Annotated in this window: 22 protein-coding genes, 1 tRNA gene and 1 pseudogene; 6 read left to right on the top strand and 18 right to left on the bottom strand. The window is 65.6% G+C overall.

Features of this window, described 5'->3' with window-relative positions; translation table 11 throughout:
* Positions 1 to 4: 4 nt before the first annotated feature.
* The 10 genes from CA234_RS07555 to CA234_RS07510 all read right to left on the bottom strand — a co-directional run bounded on the left by CA234_RS07555 (position 5) and on the right by CA234_RS07510 (position 7,946).
* Positions 5 to 1,978, bottom strand: a complete 1,974-nt coding sequence (locus CA234_RS07555; RefSeq protein ID WP_086129740.1) for a conjugal transfer protein TraG — start codon at positions 1,976 to 1,978, stop codon at positions 5 to 7.
* A 19-nt stretch (positions 1,979 to 1,997) separates the two neighbouring features.
* Complete coding sequence (locus CA234_RS07550) at positions 1,998 to 3,755, bottom strand: DUF3363 domain-containing protein (RefSeq protein WP_086129739.1); 1,758 nt, start codon at positions 3,753 to 3,755, stop codon at positions 1,998 to 2,000.
* 238 nt (positions 3,756 to 3,993) lie between these two features.
* The gene (locus CA234_RS07545) at positions 3,994 to 4,917 is read right to left on the bottom strand and encodes a lytic transglycosylase domain-containing protein (protein ID WP_086129738.1); all 924 of its coding nucleotides are present in this window, start codon (positions 4,915 to 4,917) and stop codon (positions 3,994 to 3,996) included.
* Positions 4,918 to 4,921: 4 nt separating this feature from the next.
* Positions 4,922 to 5,257 carry a DUF736 domain-containing protein gene (locus tag CA234_RS07540; RefSeq protein WP_086129737.1) on the bottom strand — a complete coding sequence of 112 codons (336 nt, stop codon included), beginning with the start codon at positions 5,255 to 5,257 and terminating at the stop codon, positions 4,922 to 4,924.
* Positions 5,258 to 5,280: 23 nt separating this feature from the next.
* Positions 5,281 to 5,850, bottom strand: coding sequence for a S26 family signal peptidase (locus CA234_RS07535; protein ID WP_086129736.1), 570 nt, complete (start codon positions 5,848 to 5,850; stop codon positions 5,281 to 5,283).
* Positions 5,847 to 6,353: a DUF2840 domain-containing protein gene (locus tag CA234_RS07530; RefSeq protein ID WP_086129735.1), complete on the bottom strand. Its 507-nt coding sequence runs from the start codon at positions 6,351 to 6,353 to the stop codon at positions 5,847 to 5,849. The genes CA234_RS07535 and CA234_RS07530 overlap by 4 nt, the downstream gene beginning before the upstream one ends.
* Positions 6,350 to 6,616 carry a helix-turn-helix domain-containing protein gene (locus tag CA234_RS07525; protein ID WP_015459426.1) on the bottom strand — a complete coding sequence of 89 codons (267 nt, stop codon included), beginning with the start codon at positions 6,614 to 6,616 and terminating at the stop codon, positions 6,350 to 6,352. The genes CA234_RS07530 and CA234_RS07525 overlap by 4 nt, the downstream gene beginning before the upstream one ends.
* Before the next feature lie 128 nt (positions 6,617 to 6,744).
* Positions 6,745 to 7,413 carry a DUF2285 domain-containing protein gene (locus CA234_RS24820; RefSeq protein WP_200888830.1) on the bottom strand — a complete coding sequence of 223 codons (669 nt, stop codon included), beginning with the start codon at positions 7,411 to 7,413 and terminating at the stop codon, positions 6,745 to 6,747.
* Positions 7,307 to 7,528, bottom strand: a complete 222-nt coding sequence (locus tag CA234_RS24815) for a DUF6499 domain-containing protein (RefSeq protein WP_086129734.1) — start codon at positions 7,526 to 7,528, stop codon at positions 7,307 to 7,309. The genes CA234_RS24820 and CA234_RS24815 overlap by 107 nt, the downstream gene beginning before the upstream one ends.
* A 145-nt stretch (positions 7,529 to 7,673) precedes the next feature.
* A complete protein-coding gene (locus CA234_RS07510) occupies positions 7,674 to 7,946 on the bottom strand; it encodes a DUF2285 domain-containing protein (RefSeq protein WP_086129733.1) in 273 nt (90 codons plus the stop codon).
* Positions 7,947 to 8,111: 165 nt separating this feature from the next.
* On the opposite strand from CA234_RS07510, the gene CA234_RS07505 reads away from it, so the two are divergent.
* On the top strand, positions 8,112 to 8,339 hold the full coding sequence (locus CA234_RS07505) for a helix-turn-helix transcriptional regulator (protein ID WP_086129732.1): 228 nt from the start codon (positions 8,112 to 8,114) through the stop codon (positions 8,337 to 8,339).
* 155 nt (positions 8,340 to 8,494) lie between these two features.
* Here CA234_RS07505 and CA234_RS07500 read toward each other — a convergent pair whose 3' ends face one another.
* From CA234_RS07500 to CA234_RS07485, 4 genes are all read right to left on the bottom strand, one after another.
* On the bottom strand, positions 8,495 to 9,337 hold the full coding sequence (locus CA234_RS07500; protein WP_126001286.1) for a DUF932 domain-containing protein: 843 nt from the start codon (positions 9,335 to 9,337) through the stop codon (positions 8,495 to 8,497).
* Between the two features lie 339 nt (positions 9,338 to 9,676).
* The gene (locus CA234_RS07495) at positions 9,677 to 10,234 is read right to left on the bottom strand and encodes a hypothetical protein (RefSeq protein WP_086129730.1); all 558 of its coding nucleotides are present in this window, start codon (positions 10,232 to 10,234) and stop codon (positions 9,677 to 9,679) included.
* 7 nt (positions 10,235 to 10,241) lie between these two features.
* Entirely contained in the window at positions 10,242 to 11,375 is a 1,134-nt protein-coding gene (locus CA234_RS07490) for a hypothetical protein (RefSeq protein ID WP_126001285.1), read from the bottom strand.
* 179 nt (positions 11,376 to 11,554) lie between these two features.
* On the bottom strand, positions 11,555 to 11,854 hold the full coding sequence (locus tag CA234_RS07485; protein ID WP_086129728.1) for a DUF736 domain-containing protein: 300 nt from the start codon (positions 11,852 to 11,854) through the stop codon (positions 11,555 to 11,557).
* A 338-nt stretch (positions 11,855 to 12,192) separates the two neighbouring features.
* Here CA234_RS07485 and CA234_RS25170 point away from each other — a divergent pair, with 338 nt between their 5' ends.
* On the top strand, positions 12,193 to 12,315 hold the full coding sequence (locus tag CA234_RS25170; protein ID WP_256924155.1) for a hypothetical protein: 123 nt from the start codon (positions 12,193 to 12,195) through the stop codon (positions 12,313 to 12,315).
* Positions 12,316 to 12,423: 108 nt separating this feature from the next.
* On the top strand, positions 12,424 to 13,023 hold the full coding sequence (locus CA234_RS07480; protein ID WP_086129727.1) for a hypothetical protein: 600 nt from the start codon (positions 12,424 to 12,426) through the stop codon (positions 13,021 to 13,023).
* Between the two features lie 94 nt (positions 13,024 to 13,117).
* On the opposite strand, the gene CA234_RS07475 is transcribed toward CA234_RS07480, so the two are convergent.
* Positions 13,118 to 15,133, bottom strand: coding sequence for a ParB/RepB/Spo0J family partition protein (locus CA234_RS07475; RefSeq protein WP_126001283.1), 2,016 nt, complete (start codon positions 15,131 to 15,133; stop codon positions 13,118 to 13,120).
* A 461-nt stretch (positions 15,134 to 15,594) separates the two neighbouring features.
* Here CA234_RS07475 and CA234_RS07470 point away from each other — a divergent pair, with 461 nt between their 5' ends.
* The 3 genes and pseudogenes from CA234_RS07470 to CA234_RS24810 all read left to right on the top strand — a co-directional run.
* Positions 15,595 to 15,864 (top strand): ribbon-helix-helix domain-containing protein, encoded by a 270-nt coding sequence (locus CA234_RS07470; protein ID WP_086129725.1) that lies wholly within the window; start codon positions 15,595 to 15,597, stop codon positions 15,862 to 15,864.
* On the top strand, positions 15,861 to 16,154 hold the full coding sequence (locus CA234_RS07465) for a type II toxin-antitoxin system RelE/ParE family toxin (RefSeq protein ID WP_086129724.1): 294 nt from the start codon (positions 15,861 to 15,863) through the stop codon (positions 16,152 to 16,154). The genes CA234_RS07470 and CA234_RS07465 overlap by 4 nt, the downstream gene beginning before the upstream one ends.
* Before the next feature lie 394 nt (positions 16,155 to 16,548).
* Positions 16,549 to 17,673 (top strand): annotated as a pseudogene (locus tag CA234_RS24810) (recombinase family protein); the annotation flags it as partial.
* Between the two features lie 9 nt (positions 17,674 to 17,682).
* Here the strand turns inward: CA234_RS24810 and CA234_RS24805 are convergent.
* From CA234_RS24805 to CA234_RS07450, 3 genes are all read right to left on the bottom strand, one after another.
* Entirely contained in the window at positions 17,683 to 17,952 is a 270-nt protein-coding gene (locus CA234_RS24805) for a hypothetical protein (RefSeq protein WP_241213342.1), read from the bottom strand.
* Positions 17,953 to 18,201: 249 nt separating this feature from the next.
* A tRNA-Arg gene (locus CA234_RS07455) sits at positions 18,202 to 18,278 on the bottom strand.
* Positions 18,279 to 18,341: 63 nt separating this feature from the next.
* A complete protein-coding gene (locus CA234_RS07450) occupies positions 18,342 to 18,758 on the bottom strand; it encodes a hypothetical protein (RefSeq protein ID WP_125975823.1) in 417 nt (138 codons plus the stop codon).
* Between the last annotated feature and the right edge of the window lie 3 nt (positions 18,759 to 18,761).

Below are 18,761 nucleotides of genomic sequence, written 5' to 3'. Positions count from 1 at the left end.
CTGCCTACAACTCGATGCCGTCGCCGGGGGCGAGCGACGCTTGACGTGCGAGCCCCTGCATCCGGCGACGGACGGCCGCCTGCCGCGCCACATCGTCCTGCTCGTCATCGACGATTGCAAACTCCTGCGCGGGCGGTGGTGATGCCTCCGGCGCGATGGCGACATGCTCGGGCAGCTCGGGTTCACGGCGGAGCCCGCCATTGGCGGCGTCCTCCTGCGCCCGCACGATCCGCGCCACGTCGGCCGGATCGGCGGCGGCGGCACGGCCGGTCCAGTCGTCGGCCCGCGCCGCGCCCGCACTCGGTTTGGGCGCGTCCATGATCCGCTCGGACAGGCGGCGATCCTGAAAGTAGCGCGCCTTCTTCGCGCGGATCGGATGGACACCCGCTACCATCACGATCTCGTCGCCGGGCGGAAGTTGCATCACCTCGCCGGGCGTGAGGAGCTGGCGAGCGGTCTCGGAGCGCGACACCATCAAATGCCCCAGCCACGGCGACAGGCGATGCCCGGCGTAGTTCTTCATCGCCCGCATCTCGGTCGCGGTGCCGAGCGCGTCCGACACGCGCTTGGCGGTGCGCTCGTCGTTGGTGGCGAAGCTCACCCGGACATGACAGTTGTCGAGGATCGCGTTGTTCGGCCCGTATGCCTTCTCGATCTGGTTGAGCGACTGTGCGATCAGGAACGCTTTCAAGCCATAGCCCGCCATGAACGCCAGCGCGGACTCGAAGAAGTCGAGCCGGCCGAGAGCCGGGAACTCGTCAAGCATCAGGAGCACGCGCTGGCGGTTGCCCTTTGGTGTCAGCTCCTCGGTCAGCCGGCGTCCGATCTGGTTGAGGATCAGGCGGATTAGCGGCTTGGTCCGCGAGATGTCGCTGGGCGGCACGACCAGATAGAGCGTCGCCGGCGTCTCGCCTTCGACCAGATCCGATATGCGCCAATGGCACGCCCGCGTGACCTGCGCCACGACAGGATCGCGATAGAGCCCGAGGAACGACATGGCGGTCGAGAGCACGCCTGACCGCTCGTTGTCGGATTTGTTCAGCAGTTCGCGCGCGGCCGAGGCGACGACAGGATGCACGCCCGCTTCACCCAGGTGCGGCGTCGCCATCATCGCGGCTAGCGTCTGCTCGATTGTGCGTGACGGATCGGAGAGAATCGACGCCACGCCGGCCAGCGTCTTGTCGGCTTCGGCATAGAGGACGTGGAGGATCGCGCCGACTAGCAGCGAGTGCGAAGTTTTTTCCCAGTGGTTTCGACGCTCGAGACTGCCTTCTGGATCGACCAGCACGTCGGCGACATTCTGCACGTCGCGCACCTCCCACTGGCCGCGCCGCACTTCGAGCAACGGATTGTAGGCGGCTGATGCAGCGTTGGTCGGATCGAACAGCAGCACGCGCCCATGCCGCGACCGGAAGCCGGCGGTGAGCTGCCAGTTCTCACCCTTGATGTCATGGACGATCGCAGATCCCGGCCAGGTCAGCAGCGACGGCACGACCAGACCGACGCCTTTGCCGCTCCGCGTCGGCGCGAAGCACAGCACATGCTCGGGGCCATCGTGACGCAGATAATCGCGCGCGAGCTTGCCGAGCACGACGCCGTTCGGCCCCAGCAACCCTGCGCCGCGAATTTCCTTCTCGCTGGCCCAGCGCGCCGAGCCGTATGTCTCCGCGTTCTTCAGCTCGCGCGCGCGCCACACGGACATGCCGATTGCGACAGCGATCGACACGAACCCGCCCGACGCGGCGATGAATGCCCCGGTCTGGAATATGGCTGGCGCATAGGCATCGAACGAGAACCACCACCAGAAGAAGGCCGGCGGCGGATAGACCCGCCAGCCGAAAGCCATGAACCAGGGCGGCCCAAGCTCGGGCTGATAGGCGAGCGCGGCCGCAGTCCACTGCGTCGCGCCCCACACACCGGCGAGCACGATCAGGAACACGGTGATGACCTGGCCCCACAATATCTTGGTCGCGGACATGCTTGTCTCCTTGCGCTGGCTAGAGGCCGAGGCCGCGCTTGCGGCCCATCATCAGGTCGAGCCCGCCGCCGTCGCGGATCACGCCGGACACCTGACGGCCGAGCTGCTGTTCGAGGGCGCTTGCCCAGGGTACGAGGCGGAAGCCGAGGCCATCGTCGATCAGGGCGAAGCGGCCGGACGCGAGCGCGAGCCGCTGGCGAACGACGCCGGCGATCTTCTCGCCCGCTTGCGTCGGCCGATAGGCAAGGCCCGTCTCGCCCGCGATCTTCGCGCCAACCGAGTCCAGCTCGTGCCGCCGCAGCGTGTCGATCAGACCGCGCTCGAACACCGTTCGCTCGCCGAACCGGCGCGCCAGCCCTTCCTTGACCAGATGGTCGGTGCGCGCGTCCATCGCGCGGCGCACCTCGGCGCCGAACCCGCCGTCCGCGACGCCCACGCCGCGCTCGATCAGGCGATGGTCCAGCCAGGTCGCACCGGGCGCCTTGACCTGCGCCGACAGGTCGAGGTCCGATCGCGTTGCGAGGATCAGGCTCGGCTTCGGCTCGCCGGGCTTGCCGACCGCGCGCAGCTCGACGATGCCGCCGAGCTTGGGGCTGTGCTCCAGCCCCTCGATGCCGGGCAAGCGGACATGATGCGCGCGGCCGTCCGTGCCGTCGATCACGGCATAGGCGGCGCCGGTCAGTTCATCGTGCAGCCCCTTGCCGATCAACCGACCCACGATCGGCTTCTCGGGCGTGTCGCTCAGAACCGCATAGCTGTCGAGCGATCGGTCTTGTCCGTGATCCTTGAGCGCGTGGCCGATGGTGCGGATGATGTCGCCGCGCGCGGCTAGCTCGCGCAACTTCGCCTGCGCGCCTTCGGCGACCGCCCATTGGCCCGGCTCGCCCTCGGCGGCGAGCCCCATCGTCTCAAGGTGCTGCAAGCGCCCGACCATCAGGCGGCGGAGCCACGGATCGTCCGGGCCTGGTCGCTCCGGGCGCAGGTCGATGACGCCCAGCTCGTCGGCAACGCGGCCGATCTCGGTGTCGAGCCGGGTCCAGCGCTCCGCCGTTACCTCGCGGTCGAGCGCTTGGCTGATTTCATGCTCGGGCTTCGGCCCCAACTCGGCGAAGGCCAGCTCCTCGGCGCGCGAGCGCAGGCCGTGGCTGATATAGTCGCGGGCCATGACGAGATCGGCACCCTGGTCGGTCTGCCCGCGCACCAGCAGATGGACGTGCGGGTTGTCGGTGTTCCAGTGATCGACCGCGACCCAATCGAGCCGCGTTCCCAGGTCCGCCTCCATCTGGCGCACAAGGTCGCGGGTGTATTCGCGAAGGTCGGTCAGCTCGCTCGCATCTTCGGGCGATACGATGATGCGGAAATGATGTCGGTCGTCCCTGCACCGATCCGCAAACGCGCGATCATCGGCGCGGTCGGACTCGGCGTCGAACATGCGCGTCGGCGAGCCATCGCGGGTCACGCCTTCGCGCTTGAGATAGGCGATGTGCGCGGACAGCGGCGCCATGCGCCGGCCGCCGATGCGGTGGCGCACCGGCAGCGCCTTCACCAGCACGCGGCGGCCGGAGCCGAACAGGCGACTGCGCGCAAACGCCGTGCGTCCCTTCCCGAAGCTCGATTGGCCGCGCCGGCTGGGTCCGCCCCAGCCCCCGCGCTGGCTGCCGCCGCTCGTTGCCGCGACGCGCAGCACCTCGGCGACCAGCCCGCGGGCATTGCGGCCCTGCGCCTTGCTGCGCTTGGCCTTGCCCGGCCGAACGCGAAACTCGCGCTCGTCGCTCATGGTCGGGCCGCTTTCCGCCGAAAACCGGCCGTGGTGCCGTTCGGCGCGTTGAAATGCCTAGCTTTTTCCTTCCGAGCGGCACGCTCGCCGACCGACGCCCCCACGTTAGCCACATGAAAAGCCTCGGCTTTTCGGCGAAACGGGGTGCGGCTTGTATCTTGCCCTCGTCCCCTCCGACTTCTTCCTGCCCCTTCGCCCTTCAAACCGAGGGGGGCAAACGATCGAAGGAGGCCGCCGGTCATTGCGGTCGGCCCGCGCGGGCGCGGGGAACGAACAGCGTGTCGGCCGGAGCAGCTTCACGCTGCGGAACGGCCTGCGAGCTGTCGGTCGCGGGGCTGACAGACGGCGGCTCAGGCGCCGATGCGGACGCCGTGAACCCGCCACCGGACTGGACGCCGGACATCGCATCCTGCGCACTCGCCACGCGCACGAACAGCGCGGCGCGACGCCAGGCCAACGGATCGGGAAGCGACGCGGCGGCAAGCCGAGTATCGCCGCCCCCGCCCGTGATCGACGCCAGCCTTCCGAGATAGGCGCGGGTTTCAGCGGGCAGTGGACGGCCGCGCGACAGGTAATCGTCGGTGCGTCCGGTCCCGGCGTTATAGGCTGCGAGCATCGCGGTGGCATCGCCGTAGCGGTCGTGCATCTCGCGCAGATAAGCCGTCCCCGCCATGATGTTGTCGCGCACGTCGAAGGGGTCGGCGCCGAACCCGTAGCGTGCGCGCAGACGGCCCCAAGTCGCGGGCATGATCTGCATCAGCCCCATCGCGCCGGCCGTCGAAACCGCGCGCGCGTCGCCGTTGCTCTCGACGCGCATCACGGCCCAAATCCACGCCTCGGGAATGCCGAACCGCCGCGCGGCGTCGGCGACATATCCGGCATAGGGATGATGGGCCGGCGCGCGATCGGCGGAGACATCCTGCGCCGATGCCGCGACCGGCCCGACGCCGGGCAAAAACAGCAGGATCGTCAGCGCCAGAGCCGATCCGACTCCGCTTCTACGCCAACCTGCCAGCGTGCTCGCTGCGGTAAAGGGTGCGCGCAGAGCGCCGGCCGTTGACCGCCCTTGACCTTCGCTGCGCGCGCCGGCCGACCCGCGACCGAGCGGGACGAAGGGATGAGACGGTTTTCCCGCGAACCAGGGGATGATCGAGACGCGCACCGCTTCAATCCTCCTCGCGGCGCTTTTGCGGCCGGTTCCAGCGCAGCGCCCAGGCGCTATCCTCATCGCCGATGCGAAACAGCGCGGCGCGGATCGGCTGCGAGAAGCCGGGATCGTCGAGGCGCAGCGAGACGTAGTCGCCAGCGCGCTCGCCGGTCTCGTTCCAGCCTGCGCCCACCTCCGGGCCATTGTCGGTCTTGCCAAGATGGACACGCCAGTCGGGCGCGTTCTCGCCGTCCTGCGGCTCTGCCGGAACGATGCGGAGCGCCACGTCGAGCGTCATCGTCTCGATCCGGCCCTGAAAACCTTTGGGGGTGCGGGTGAACATGCCGATTTGCATGGGATGGTCCTTTCAGTTGGCGGCTAGGTGCGGGGTTCACGGCTCCAGCCGCGCCACGTCAGCGGCGCGCCGGGGGCATCGCGGGTGAGGATCGGGATTGCGCGGCCGATCACGGTTGAGGCCGGCAGCGAGCCGAAATACCGGCCGTCCAGGCTGTCGGGGACGGCAGGATTGAGCAGCAGCAGTTCGCCGGTCGCCAGTGTGCGACAGCCCTGCCAGACGGGCAGTGGACGGCCGAGCCGGTCGCGCTTGCGCGCAACAGCGACGGGCCGCCGATCGACGCTCACGCTGTCGCCCAGCCGGCAGATGCGCTGTCCTGCCTTGCCGGCGACATGCTTCAGCAGCGGCACGCCTTCGCCCAGGTAATGGCGCTCGGCCATCCAGCGCGCGAGACGCTGGGGCGGCGTGACGGCGACCAGCGCGCCGGGCGGCGGGTCGCGCTCGGGCTCGATCCGGTAGAGCCCGAGCGGCGCGCTGGCGCTGGCGTTCCACAGCACGCGCGGCACGGGATGAATGGCGGCGATCGCAGCGAAAGCAGCCGTGAACCCGGTTGCGGCAGCGACAGTGGCGCGGACATAGAAGCGGCGCGTCATCCCTCGATCTCCCGGCGCTTCAGCCAGGCGTGATGGCGCTCAAGCGTGTAGAGACGCGGCGCTTGTCCGGCGGCGATGCGGTTGGCGACGTGCCGCCAATGGTCGGGCGCGGCGTCGCAGGGATCGACGCCCGCGGCCTCGGTCGCGTCGATCGCCGCGAGCACTTGGCTGACCTTCGGCCAACCCTCGATCTTGAGCAGGATGTCGCCGCCCGGCCGCACGAAGGGCAGCGTCGTGAACGCCTCGCCCGCGCCGACCGCGCGCACGATATCGATGCGCGAGCTGACCGTGCCGTAGTCGTTCGCCGCCCAGCGGACGAAAGCGAAGATCGCGCCGGGGCGAAAGCGGACGATGCGGCGTCGGCGGTCGACAATCTCGTCCGCCGCGACGCGGCCGAACCTGATCCAGTGCTCGATCCGCTTTTCGATCCACGTCAGCTCGACGCAGGTCATGTCGTCATCGGACGGCTGGCGGTGGCGCATGGGTGACGGAGGGACGTTCATCGCCGGCTCCGGGCGATGGCGGAGTCCGCGCGCGGCATGAGATCGTCCTGCCCCGGATCGGAGGTCGAATGCTTGATGCCGATGTCGGCCCAGGCGCGCAGGTCATCGACCGAATAGACGACGCGGCCGCCGATCCGGCGGTAGGCCGGGCCCGTGCCGAAATAGCGGTGCTTCTCAAGGGTCCGGCCCGAGAGGCCGAGAAAGCGCGCGGCTTCGGGCGTTCGCAGGAAGCGGGGCGGCAAATTGGTGGGCGTATCGGACAAATGATGGCTCCTGCGGGCGGTGGCGGCAGGAGGCGTAATTGTCAGAAGGGAGGCGGCCAGGTGGGGTATGAAGATGTGCGGCTGCACGGATGCGACCACCCCCGCCAGGGCAGGCCCGCAAAGATCTGTCAGCGGATACGGAGCAGCTTGCGATAGTCGCCGTTCATCATTGCGATGCCGTCGCGGACCAGGCGCACGACGAACGAACGTGAGGCCGACATCTTCCAGTCGCTCGCCGATAGCCGGATCGCATCGTCGCGGCCCAGTTCGGCAGCGATCTCGCGGTAGGTCGCGCCGGAGTCGCGTAGGTCGAGCGCGCAGAGCATCAGGTCGAGCCGGACAAGCCGATAGGCGGTGAGCGGCCAACCGCGCGGCAGTGGCCCTGGCGCTCGCCCGAGCAGCCGGCGGTGGAAACGCAGCAGGCTCGCGATGCGGGTGATGAAATCCTTGTCGAGCGGGATGACGGCGGCGAGCGGCTGACCGGGCGTCGGCGCGCGGAACCAAAGCCGATGCTCGCCCGCAGCGTCGGCGACGATGACATGGCGTCCGTCGATCCCGGCGAGGTCGGCAAGCAGCGCACCCAGCGCGCGCGGATCGACCGGGGCTGCTGCCTCAAATCCCTCCGGTGCGGCGTCCAGAATGACCGTGACGGCGGTCAGTTCGGGGCGCCAGGCGACCGGCTCCGACAGGTCATCCGGCGCCGTCGCGAAAGGACAACCCCCAGCGCCGCGCGAATGCCGCCTCGGCGGTGTTCCTCGCGACGGCGCCGCTCGCGATGCTTTGCTGCATCTGCGCATGTTCGGCGCGGTAGGTGTGGTTCCTTCGCAGGAATTCGGCAGCTAGATCGGCGCGCCCGAGCGCGCCGGATAGACCATCGGCGCGCCGCTGGCGACGCCGTGGCGGCGTCGGCATGGCATCCTCCCATGTGCGTATCGCACATACTTCAGGGGTGTCATGATGGCGTCGTGATCGCCCCCAGATAGCGCAAAGGTTGCGCTCAGCCATGCCTGTCGCGCGGCGGGACTGACGACTTAATCGCACCAAATCGGACGAAATATTAACGATTTAACGGCGGTTCCGCACCTAGCAGATGTGCATATCCGACCTCTGTCATCCACCTTGCGCGCGCGAGGTGGCTCGCGTGCACCGCCTTCGCCCGTTCGGGTTCGATTGCGGCATCGATACCGAAAATCTCGGCAGCGACGGTGCGCCAGTCTGCGCCCCCATCCTCGGCATCGAGCAGGCGCAGATAGTCCTGCGCATGGCTTTCGTCATACGCCGTCACCTTTGCAGCCTCCGGCGCCTGATCCTTGAACTGGCATCTGCTCATGGCGTTGGTCCCGCCCCGTTAGCCAATCTAGCCGAAATACACCGCCGGGCTATGCGCAAGTCCTGCATCGTTGAATGCACTAATGGCAGAGATAGCGCGCACCAATCAGTGAATACACCTTATATGGGATAAACCGAATAAGTTGTATCGTCCAGTTTGCCGCGCATGGACATGCGGCGCCTCGTGGGATTGAACTTTGCCAGATTGAGGAAGGAGAAGGGCTTTACCCAGGAGCGCTTTGCCGAGACGTCCGGCTTTACCCAACAATATGTCAGCGATCTGGAACGCGGTCGACGTAATCCGACGGTCGTTACGTTGTTTCACCTGGCCTCGGCACTCGGCGTAACGCCGGCCGAACTTGTCGCTGCGACCGATCTCTCCGAGACCGACTAACCTTCATCTGAATTTGCGAGCCGGGCGTCTGCCCGGCGAGCGCGATTGCGACCGCGCGGATCTTGGGACGCGCGGTCGCCGCCGGTCCGCCATGGCGGATCGGCGCGAATTGGCGGAACCGCAGGGCCGACATTTCGGCCCTGCGGTAATGGGGGTCAGGCCGCTTTGAGGCGCTGCATTCCCTCGGCCAAGGTCCAGAGAGCGCGATTGAGCGTCACATTCTGGTCGATACCGTTGATCGCACGGGTCTGGGCGCGGCGGATGCGGCCTTCTGCGTTGCGCCTGCGGCCCTGCAACCCGCCCCGAATGACATTCTCCTGTATCACGTTGAACGTGGTCCACAGGCTGCGGTCGGTGTCCTCGCGGCGGCGCGGCTCGATGATCTGCTCAGGCCGCAACGGGCTTTCGTCCTCGCCATAGCGCGCGACAAGGCTAACCTCGCCGAGCAAGCGCCTTTCGTCCTCGGAAAGCTGAATCCCCTTCATGGTTTCGCTGGCGTCGATCAGCCGGGGGAAATCCTCGGCCACGGTATAAACGCCCTCGATAATGTCATGCTCTATATTGCCCTTGTGCGGAACGCGGACCTCCTCAAACCGCTCGCCCGCAATCATGCTGTTCGTGCAGACGAACCGCAGCATCCCGGCAAACATCTGATAGGCGCTGGTCCCGTCATGGCTGTTGACGATGATGACCTCGGCGGCCTCGGGCTTGCCGATGCCGTCAGCACGGCGCAGGCGCGGCATATGTTTGGCGTGGCCGTGGCGGCTGCCGTCGCGGGGAACGGACTGCACGGCGAAGAACGGGAACCATCCTTCCCGGCGCACCCCCTCCACGATGTCGATGGTCGGAACATAGACGTAGCGATCCGACCGGCTGTCGTGTGCCTCGCGGGCGAAGATGGACGGGACGTGCCGATACAGTGCCTCATTGTCGAGCGGCTCCCTGCCGCTGATCTGGTGGGCATTGCGGCCGAACCGGGTGGCAAGCTGATGATACATGGCTGGACTCCTTGGGCTTGGGTTTCCGCGCAGCGGAGCGCCGCGCTGAAACCCTGCCCGTCGGCGAGACCGGGGGTGCAACCGGAGTGGGCTGCTTCGCGGGGAACCGGCTGCACGGAACGCGAAGCGTGGAGGAAGCTGGGCGGAAGCCGCTCCGAAGGGCGCCAGGGGCAGCGCCCCAAGCCCCTTGTTGTTGTCAAAGCAAGCGCTTCCCGGCGCTAGCGCTTCGACATCACATATCCCGAAAATGTCAGTCGGCTCGAACCGCATCCTTCTCTGTTCCCCAACGATCTCGGCCCGATCGCTTAGCCGTGGGGAATCATAGACGCGGTCGGCAGGTCATCTGTCGCGGGCGTGCCCCTCGTAGCGGCCGTCCAGATTCCGCTCGAAGAGTACACCCCTTTGTAGTCGAAGCTCTGCCGCCAGCTCATCATTGAGCGTGATGGAAATGCTGGAAAGTTTGAGGGGCTTCCGTCGCCCGACGACGCGGGCATAGACAGTGATCGCATAATCGCCGGGCTCGAACCGATATTCGTCCTCATGGACGGAAAGAACGAAATGATGATTGGCGGCCAGCCCCGCACGGCTGATATATAGACCGCTGCCGGCGGACAGCTTCTCGGTTTCGCCATAACCCCAGAAGCTGAACGTCCGTTCGGTGCCGTTCCTGAGCGCCTTAACATACATGCCTTCGACAACCTGTCCCTGAGCAGCGGTGCTGTAGAGCAGCGTCCGAAGGAAGATCTTAGGTGTGGGTTTTGGCACGATGTCATGGCCGAAAAACACGATCGTCGGCATCGTCATTGCCAAGCGCCCTCGGCGAAGAAGGACCAACCAGAAGGTACCGACCGAAACGGCGAGCGACGCTATGGAAATCGGGACGCTGATCATCTCCATTGTTACATCATGCTCCTGCGGTCTGAGTGGCTTCCGCAATTGCCTTTTGTAATCCGGCCGCGGCTTCAAGGGTCGTCGCGTCGACTAGAGATGCATCCTTGGTTCCGGCGATGCCGATGAGGATGGAAGCGACGGCAGCCGACAAATCCCGCAGTTGCTGCGACCGAAAATCACTGGGGTCGATTTCGTCAAAGTCTATGTCGTCGATGCTTCTGGAGAGCACCGCGAACCAAGGAGCATCGGTTTCCAGGAGCCGCGTGAATTTCTCATATCCGATGATACGGAACCGCCGGACAGAATCCGGGTCTCGTTCAATCATCGCGTCGCCCAGCGCGTCCTGCCAATCGCGATAGAGCAGCGCTTCACGGTAGGACAATCCGCCGACGGCGCGCTCTACGGTTTCTCTTACAACATCGTCATCCGGCGCCTTGCCCCCCGTTTCCTTGGCGAGATACGCGGCAAGACGTCGGCAAATTTCCAACTTTTTATCGACGGGAAGACTCCGAAGGTGATCGGGGTCTGATTTCAGTTTACCCTCAGTGGCTGTGTGAGCCTCCACTTCGAAGCGCATGGCTAGGGCTGCTTGGCAGGTCTGATCGAGCCTTGTGAGATCGATACCCCAAAGGGCGCTAAGTCGCGTCAGGCGATGGAGTTCAACGTGTGGTCCGTCCGCGAGCGCCTTTTGAAAAGCTGCGATCTGCTTTGAAATCGGCGTGGCGACGTTTGTTTTTCCACGCGGCAGGGCACGCAACTCAAGGTTCATCCCCCGAATCCACCCGATCAGCGTCGCGATCCTGTAGAGTGTGCTGATCCGCTTGTAGGCGTTGAAATCTAACGGAAGCGTGGAAGTCTTCAAAAACGCATGCCGCTTGTCGATAAATATTTCTTTCGATCGCCAGACGATCTTCTCGCAGGACTCGCTTAGCGGCGCCAGATACTGACGATATACAGTAGCCTCCGATTGCTCCCTGACGCGCCGTTCTTTCAAACGCTCGAAGAGATAGTCCTTTAATATCGAGACGAGTAGCGCGCTGGTTGCGCCGATGATCGCCGCCCACACGACCATACTGGAAGCAGGCGGCGCTGCGACAGGTAACGGCGTCGACGATGCCTGGACCGCAGCACGTGTGAGTGCAGCCATCGTCTCGGACGCTAACGCGGTTACTGATAGATGAGCCACGATCCCCCCTCGACCCGCAGTAACAGAAGCTCGGCAGAACGTAATCGTCGATTGGGACGGCTTTGCATTTGTCGTCAAGACGGCGTGCTGTTTCGACGAGAATGACGCCCCGCTCCGAGGAGCGGGGCGTCATTGGCTGGTCAGCGCGACCAGATGAGGACGTATTCGCCGGCGGTGTCGCTCTCGGAGAGCGTGGCGTAGACCGGAGCCGGGAAGCTCGGGTCGTCCAGCTTGGCTGAGATGTAGTCGCGGCCTTCGCGGCTGGTCTTCTTCCAGGCCGCGCCGATGTCCATGTCAGCGGTGCTGATGCGGAAGTCGGGGGATTTCTCGCCGTCCTTGTCGACCGGGCGGAGGGTCGCCTTGGTGTTGAGGGTAAGCGTCTTGATGACGCCGGCGAACTCGCCCTTGCTGTTGGCGGTGAAGGTACCGATCGTAGCCATGCCGTATTCTCCTGCTTGCTCGGACCGCGCCCATCGCGGCCTCGATGGCGTTTCGTCGGCTGGGGACGATCGACCGCGCACCCGAAGGGCCGCAGCGCAGCGGAGGATGGCGGAGCGCCGCTTTTTTGCCTCGCGATGCAAAGCCGCAGGCGGCGGAAAAAAGTGGCGATCCGCCATTGCGGGAAGGCGAACGGCCTCGGGCAGACCAGCCATTGGGGAGGCTGTTTGGGCAGCGCCGGGCTAGGAATAGCAGAGGGACAAAGCGATCGTGGCGCACACGCGCGAAACGAGGAGGTCAGTAGCGCCCATCATTCCCGCGAAGATGCTACGCCGGTGCGATGACGAATCACGACTACCAGCGGGAAGACCAAGACCCTCGCGAGGGACTGGCGGAGGAAGGATTGCTCTCGCCCCTGATCGAGGACTGGCGGGCGATCTACATCGAGAATTATGCGCCATGATTCGACCTGGCGCGCGACGTTAATCGTTACGCCACCTGGCTCTTCCAGGAACATCAGGACGCCGGCAATGGTGGGCCGGCTGATGCGCAAGCCCCGACAGCGGTGCGCATGTATGGGCGCGCGATGAACGCGTTCGCGGCATCTGTCATGCTGGCCGAACGCGCCATGGCCATCGAAGCGGCGGGCGCCGTGCGCGCGATCTACGAAGTGGGATTCTGGCTGAGCCTGCTCGCCACCGATCCACTCAAGGCGCTCGAAGCGCTGGAGATCGACGAGCACGACAATGCGATCCAACGGGAGATATTACTTCGCGAAGAGCATCCCTCGGATGCCGCCGTTGTCGCGGCGTCGCTGAAGCGCGAGGCGCATCACGTTGCGAAGCTAGCCAAACGAAAGAGCCTCAGTGTTAAAAAGATCGCCCAGACCATGCCGAAACGGTCGGGTTATCTCGAATATCGTTTGGTCAGCGCTTTTTACGGCCATCTGTCCAGCAGCAGTCTCGATGGCTTGAAGAAGAGAAATGGCAAAGGCGGCGTGACCAATATTCTGGGTCCGTTCGAAACGGAGATCCCGAAAGCGCTGTCCTTCGCGCTCGACGCGATGCTTCGCTGTACCCGCTATTTCGAAGTCATGATGAAGGAAGGCCGGCAACCCGACCGCCTGGAGAAGGCTCACCGCACCTTGCTGGGCCTTCAGGACGCACCTTGATCGAACAGCGGCGGCGCGCGACAAGCGCGCCGCCGCGATTTTTCCGGTCGAAGGATAAGGCCGGAGCCGCTCGCGCGGCCCCGGCCCAATGCCGCTATTCGGCGGCGACGGCAAAGGACGCTTCGCCGTCCTCCTCGACGGTCGCGGGCTGCTCCGCCTCCGGCTCGGGCGTCCGCAGGATCGCGGGCAGCCAGCCGGTCCCGGCCAGAAGCTGCTCGGCGGCTTGCGCCATGTCCAGCTTCTTCATGTCCGCGATACGGCGGGCGGCATCCTCCGACACGCCTTCGGCGACGGCCTCCACGATATGCGCCTTGGTGACACGGCCAAGGTAGCTGTCCACGGTAGGTGTCCAGTCCCTCGCCACGTCCAGTGCCAGCTCGGTCGCCAGCCTGTTCGCCGTTTGCAGCGAGCGGGGTTTGCGGTCCCACGGCAGACGCAGTGCGTTGACGGTGCGCGCCGCGCAATGCGCCAGCAACGCAATGCGCTTTTCGTCCGCCAGTCCGACGATGAAGTCCCACAGGTCAGCCACGTCACGCGGCATGCGCTCGGCCCATGCCTCATGCTGCGCGCTCGCCCGCGCCGCCAAGGGCGTGTCTTCGATCCCGTCCGCATGGCTTCCCAGGGGGGTCACGGTCGGACGAACCTCAAGGCAACCGGCCTCGGCATAGCTGTAGAACAGTTGCGCGGTCAGGGTATGGGTCAGCGCGATCAACGCCGTATCGGGCTGATCGGCCAGCGCCACGCGAAGCGCCAGCGTCCGATGCGCGGACAGGTCGCGGGTGAGGCTGTCGGAAATCGGCTTGCCCGGCTCCTCTTCCTCCTCAACGTCCTGCACGTCCTCATCGCCATCCTCCGGCCGCTCGTCCTTCCCGGTCTCCGGGACGGTCGCATCGCCTTCTTCCGGCTCGGGCTGTGGGTCGGCCAGCGCCTCATCCTCGAGCCGCACGAAACCACGTTCGACTCGAACGCTGCCATCATGGTGCAACACGACGAACGCCCCACCATGCGCGATCACATTGGCGTCGTAGGCCGAACGCTTGGCCGAAATCGTGTCGATCTCGTCGGACACCGCCTCCAGCTTCGCCGCAACGTCCTCGGGCATTTCGTCATAGGACGAATAGCCATCGGCAAGCGTATCATACTCGGCGGACAGCGCGTCCAGCCGCGCCTCGTCCTCGTCGGACAGGGCGATGGGCTGCGGATAGAAACGCCGCATCCCGTGGGCATGAGGATAGTCGATATGCGCCTCGGCCCATTTCCAGCCCTCGGCCTGCACCTCGCTCGCAATGTCGCGCAGCTTTTCGGCGGCGAGCATATCGAGCAAGCCCACATCCTCGAAGAACCCGCCACGGTCCTCGCTGAACAGGTCGCGGATGATATTGCCGCCGGCCTCAACATAGGCGTCGGCCCCGATGAATACCGCACGGCGATCATCGGCGGGCACGTTGGCGGCGGTCATGTCGCGCCGGATGATCCAAGGTTCGCGATTGTGATGCAGGCCCTCAAACACTTGCTCCTGCCGGGCATGGTCCTCGGTGATGGCGAAGGCCATAAGCTGATCCAAGGTCAGCCCATCCTCACGATAGACCTGCAACAGCTTGGGGCTGACAGCGCCAAGGCGAAGCCGCTGCTTCACCACGCCCGCCGACACGCCGAACCGCGCGCCGATCTCCTGCGCGCCCCAGCCTTTATCATTGGAAAGCTCCGCAAACCGCTCGAACTGGTCGGCGGGGTGCATCGGGGTCCGGGTCACGTTCTCGTCCAGACTGATCTCGGACGGATCGTTGGCGGTATCCAGCCAGCAGCGCACCGGCTCGGATTTCCTGATCTGCTTGCGCTTGGCGCGCAGCAGCATCGCCAGCCTGCGGCCCTCGCCAGCGGTAACGAGATAATAGCCGGTCGGCGTCCCGTCCTCCTTGGTTTCCGGCTCCACGACAAGGTTCTGGATCAGCCCCTTATGCTGGATCGACGCGGCCAGCGCCTCGATAGCGGCCTCCCCATGCGGCACCTTACGGGCGTTGCGCGGGGACTTCTTGAGCTTGGCGAGCGGCACGAAAATCTCGACGCCCGATACAGGCTCGGCAGCAACGGTTTCGGTAACAGCGTTCATCACACTTCTCCTAAAAACCGCACTCACCCCGGAATGGGGTGGGCGGCGAAGAAGCGACCGGCAGGCCCGCCGACGGAGCCGGGACGCACCCGAAGGGCTGGAACGAAGAGGAAGTAAGCGCGGCCACGCGCGTTGCGGCCCGGCGCGGCGGGCCTAAAGGGAAGCGACGCCCACCCCATCGCGGGAGTGAAACGACACAGCAGCGCGATCGGGCCGGCGCAGCCCTGGCCCGATCTCCGCAGCATTGAATAGCGACAATCCGCGATGCGGATTGCCAACCAGCGCGTCAGCGCCAACCCGCCATGCTGATCGTCACCCGGCAGGGACGAGACCCGTCAGGGGCTCGGTCGGAGTGCAGCGGAGATAGAGCGGCGGTCCCGCAGGGAGGCGCCCCCCCCGCCCAACTTGCCTTTCTCGTCATTTCGATTATATTTTAATCAGATTGATGGCAGGTGATAAACATGGCGACTGAGACGAAGGTATTGACCGCGCACGTCCCCTTGGGGCTCGCGGAAAAGGTTGAAGCGATGGCCTCGCGGCTCGAACGCTCGCGCGGCTGGGTGATGAAACAAGCGCTCGCCGCATGGGTCGATCAGGAGGAGGAACGTCACCGGATGACGCTCGAAGCCCTTGATGACGTCGATGCCGGACGGGTGATCGACCACCAGGCGATCACGGCATGGGCCGACAGCCTTGGGACGGACAAACCGCTGCCCTCACCGATCAAATGAAGATCCAGTGGACCAGCAAGGCGTCGTCGGACCTTGTGCGTCTGCACGAGCATCTGAGCCCGGTCGCGCCCGAAGCGGCAGCGCGCGTGGTCCAGCAGCTCGCCCACGCACCGGATCGGCTGCTCGATTATCCGAGGATCGGCGAGAAGCTGGAAGCCTATGAGCCGCGCGAGGTCCGCCGGATCATCGTGGGCAATTACGAGATGCGCTACGAGCTCGTAGCGGCGACCATCTTCATTCTGCGCCTCTGGCATTGCCGCGAAAACCGCAGCTTCGAGTCGGAGGAGTAACGGCGATGGCGCTGGCGACCACGGGCCGCGACGCGGCGTTCGGCGGCAAAGCCGCCCTGAACACTTATCTGCGCTACGCCGGGCCGGACCGTTTGCACCCAGCCCAGCCGGGCATCAGCATCGGCGCATGGCCCTGTCTCGCAAACGTCGTCGTCGCGCGCCGCGCGGCTGGTCGGACGGTCTCGACGACCTGCACGACTATATGCAGGCGCCAGCGAAGCGCGCGCCGTCCCGCGCTCGCGCCATCAAAGATTGCGGGCCATTCGCGGTCACGGACGATTGGCCCGAGCGGGTGCCGATCGGCGACGCCGAGTTGCGCGTCATCGAAGGCCATTTGCGCAAGGAGCTGGACGACCTGTTCGGCCCCCTGCCGTGAACTAAGGAGGATAAGGCCATGACCGACGCCGCCCTTCGCGTCGAGGACACCCCGCCGGTCATGGCAATAGCTCGCGCCGCGCTCTATCTGCGCGTTTCCACCGGCCGCCAGGCCGAGAGCGACCTGTCGATCCCCGACCAGCGCCGCCAGATCGAAGGCTATTGCCTGTCGCGCGGCTGGGAGGTCGCGGCCGAGTTCGTCGAACCGGGCAACACCGCGACCGATGATCGTCGGCCGGCATTTCAGGCGATGATCGACGCAGCGATGCAGAAGCCGTCGCCGTTCAACGTGATCCTGGTCCACAGCTTCTCGCGCTTCTTCCGCGACCAGTTTCAGTTCGAGTTCTACGTCCGCAAGCTGGCGAAGAATGGCGTGCGGCTGATCTCGATTACGCAAGATTTGGGCGACGATCCGATGAGCGTGATGATGCGCCAGATCATGACGCTGTTCGACGAATATCAGTCGAAAGAGAACGGCAAGCACACGCTGCGATCGATGAAGGAGAATGCGCGGCAAGGCTTCTGGAACGGCGCGCGGCCACCCATCGGCTATCGGATCGTCGAGGCTGGCCACCGCGGCGCGAAGATCAAGAAGAAGCTGGAGATCGACCCGATCCAGGCCGAGACGGTGCGGCGCATCTACCGGATGGCGCTGAACGGCGTTGATGACAACGGGCCGATGGGCCTCAAGGCAATCGCGACCTGGCTCAACGACAACAATATCCGCACCCGCGACGGCGGGCGCTGGGGGCTTGGAGCCGTGCATCAGGTGCTCACCCGCACGACCTATATCGGCCAGCACAAGTTCAACTATCGGGATTATCGCACCAAAGCCCCCAAGCCCGAGAGCGAGCACGCGATCATGGAAGTGCCCGCCATCGTCTCGGAGGCGGAGTTCGAGGCCGTGCAGCGGTCGCTCAAGGCACGCAGCCCGAAGATGATGCCGCCGATGGCCGTGGGCGGCCCAACGCTGCTCACGGGTATCTGCTTCTGCGCGTGCTGCGGCGGCGCAATGACGCTGCGCACCGGCACCAGCAGCGTCGGCCGCGAGTATCGCTATTACACTTGCTCCACGAAGGCGCGGCAGGGCGCGAAGGGCTGCCCTGGCATCACGGTCCCGATGGATCGGCTGAACGAAGCCGTAGTCGGGCATCTAGAGTGGCGACTGCTCGATCCGAAGCGGCTTGAAGAGATGATGGATCAGATTCTCGAACGCCGCGACGAATGGGTGGATCAGCGGCGGCTCCATGTCGCCGATCTGGAGCGCCGCGCGACCGAGGCCGAAGCGAAGCTCAAGCGACTCTATGACGCGATCGAGAATGGTGTGATCGACGTGAGCGATTCGTCGCTCAAGGATCGGATCGCCGAACTGACGGCAACCCGCGATCAAGCCAGGGGCGATGCCGAGCGGGCGGTGGCGCATATCGAGAAGATCGGTCCTGCGATCACGCCAGAGAGCCTGCGTGCCTTTGCGATGGCGGCGCGCAAGAAGCTGCGTCAGGGCGATGGCTCATTTGCCCGCGATCATATCCGGGCGGTCGCGCAGCGCGTCGAGGTGGTCAGCAAGACGGAGGTTCGGATTCGCGGCCTGCGCAGTGAGTTGCTCCGAACCCTAACCGCCGCCTCTGGCGTAGAGGCGGCGGTGCTAGGCGTTCGCGCCTTTGAACCGAAATGGCGCGCCCGGAACGATTCGAACGTCCGACCCTCAGATTCGTAGTCTGATGCTCTATCCAGCTGAGCTACGGGCGCGCGGTGAGGTGCGGCGCCTAAACGAGGATCGGGGGTAGCGCAACCCCTTTTTGCATCCGCCCGTCAATTATCGCGATAGGGCAGCATGTCCTCGTCGAACGAGCGCGGCTCGCTGCAGTGCCAGGTCGCGCCGTCCCAGCGGTCCTCGCGGTCGTCATACTGGATCAGCGTACCCTCGGGGCAGCCGAGCGCGACCAGCTCGTCGCGGCAGAAGGCGCGGCCGCGGTCGAGATCGGTGAGGTCGACGTCGAGGATCGCGCACGCCGGACGCCACTGGCCGGCATCGTCGAGCGTCTCGATCAGCGTACCGCCGCCGCAGGTGCCGAGCCCGGCGATGCGCAGCTCGGCATCGAGGAACACGCCATAGCGGCCCTCGCGCTCATGCGGGTCCATGTCGCCGGGGAAGGCGACCGACACCGAATGCGTGTCGAGCGGCTCTGCCAGAAGGGCGTCGAGCCCGGGTAGGAACCGCTCGATCATCGC

The organism is Sphingomonas sp. ABOLE (genome assembly GCF_003950455.1).
GTDB classification, from domain to species: Bacteria; Pseudomonadota; Alphaproteobacteria; order Sphingomonadales; family Sphingomonadaceae; genus Sphingomonas; species Sphingomonas trueperi.
Note: the sequence above shows the minus strand (reverse complement) of the source record. Positions and strands in the feature narration are given on the sequence as shown.

Excerpts from the sequence above, each read along its gene's own strand:
- CA234_RS07555 (WP_086129740.1), bottom strand. The coding sequence starts at position 1,978 with ATGTCCGCGACCAAGATATTGTGGGGCCAGGTCATCACCGTGTTCCTG.
- CA234_RS07550 (WP_086129739.1), bottom strand. The coding sequence starts at position 3,755 with ATGAGCGACGAGCGCGAGTTTCGCGTTCGGCCGGGCAAGGCCAAGCGC.
- CA234_RS07540 (WP_086129737.1), bottom strand. The coding sequence starts at position 5,257 with ATGCAAATCGGCATGTTCACCCGCACCCCCAAAGGTTTTCAGGGCCGG.
- CA234_RS07535 (WP_086129736.1), bottom strand. The coding sequence starts at position 5,850 with ATGACGCGCCGCTTCTATGTCCGCGCCACTGTCGCTGCCGCAACCGGG.
- CA234_RS07530 (WP_086129735.1), bottom strand. The coding sequence starts at position 6,353 with ATGAACGTCCCTCCGTCACCCATGCGCCACCGCCAGCCGTCCGATGAC.
- CA234_RS24820 (WP_200888830.1), bottom strand. The coding sequence starts at position 7,413 with ATGCGCAGATGCAGCAAAGCATCGCGAGCGGCGCCGTCGCGAGGAACA.
- CA234_RS24815 (WP_086129734.1), bottom strand. The coding sequence starts at position 7,528 with ATGCCGACGCCGCCACGGCGTCGCCAGCGGCGCGCCGATGGTCTATCC.
- CA234_RS07510 (WP_086129733.1), bottom strand. The coding sequence starts at position 7,946 with ATGAGCAGATGCCAGTTCAAGGATCAGGCGCCGGAGGCTGCAAAGGTG.
- CA234_RS07505 (WP_086129732.1), top strand. The coding sequence starts at position 8,112 with ATGGACATGCGGCGCCTCGTGGGATTGAACTTTGCCAGATTGAGGAAG.
- CA234_RS07500 (WP_126001286.1), bottom strand. The coding sequence starts at position 9,337 with ATGTATCATCAGCTTGCCACCCGGTTCGGCCGCAATGCCCACCAGATC.
- CA234_RS07495 (WP_086129730.1), bottom strand. The coding sequence starts at position 10,234 with ATGGAGATGATCAGCGTCCCGATTTCCATAGCGTCGCTCGCCGTTTCG.
- CA234_RS07490 (WP_126001285.1), bottom strand. The coding sequence starts at position 11,375 with ATGGCTGCACTCACACGTGCTGCGGTCCAGGCATCGTCGACGCCGTTA.
- CA234_RS07485 (WP_086129728.1), bottom strand. The coding sequence starts at position 11,854 with ATGGCTACGATCGGTACCTTCACCGCCAACAGCAAGGGCGAGTTCGCC.
- CA234_RS25170 (WP_256924155.1), top strand. The coding sequence starts at position 12,193 with ATGACGAATCACGACTACCAGCGGGAAGACCAAGACCCTCGCGAGGGA.
- CA234_RS07480 (WP_086129727.1), top strand. The coding sequence starts at position 12,424 with ATGTATGGGCGCGCGATGAACGCGTTCGCGGCATCTGTCATGCTGGCC.
- CA234_RS07475 (WP_126001283.1), bottom strand. The coding sequence starts at position 15,133 with ATGAACGCTGTTACCGAAACCGTTGCTGCCGAGCCTGTATCGGGCGTC.
- CA234_RS07470 (WP_086129725.1), top strand. The coding sequence starts at position 15,595 with ATGGCGACTGAGACGAAGGTATTGACCGCGCACGTCCCCTTGGGGCTC.
- CA234_RS07465 (WP_086129724.1), top strand. The coding sequence starts at position 15,861 with ATGAAGATCCAGTGGACCAGCAAGGCGTCGTCGGACCTTGTGCGTCTG.
- CA234_RS24805 (WP_241213342.1), bottom strand. The coding sequence starts at position 17,952 with ATGCGCCACCGCCCGCTCGGCATCGCCCCTGGCTTGATCGCGGGTTGC.
- CA234_RS07450 (WP_125975823.1), bottom strand. The coding sequence starts at position 18,758 with ATGATCGAGCGGTTCCTACCCGGGCTCGACGCCCTTCTGGCAGAGCCG.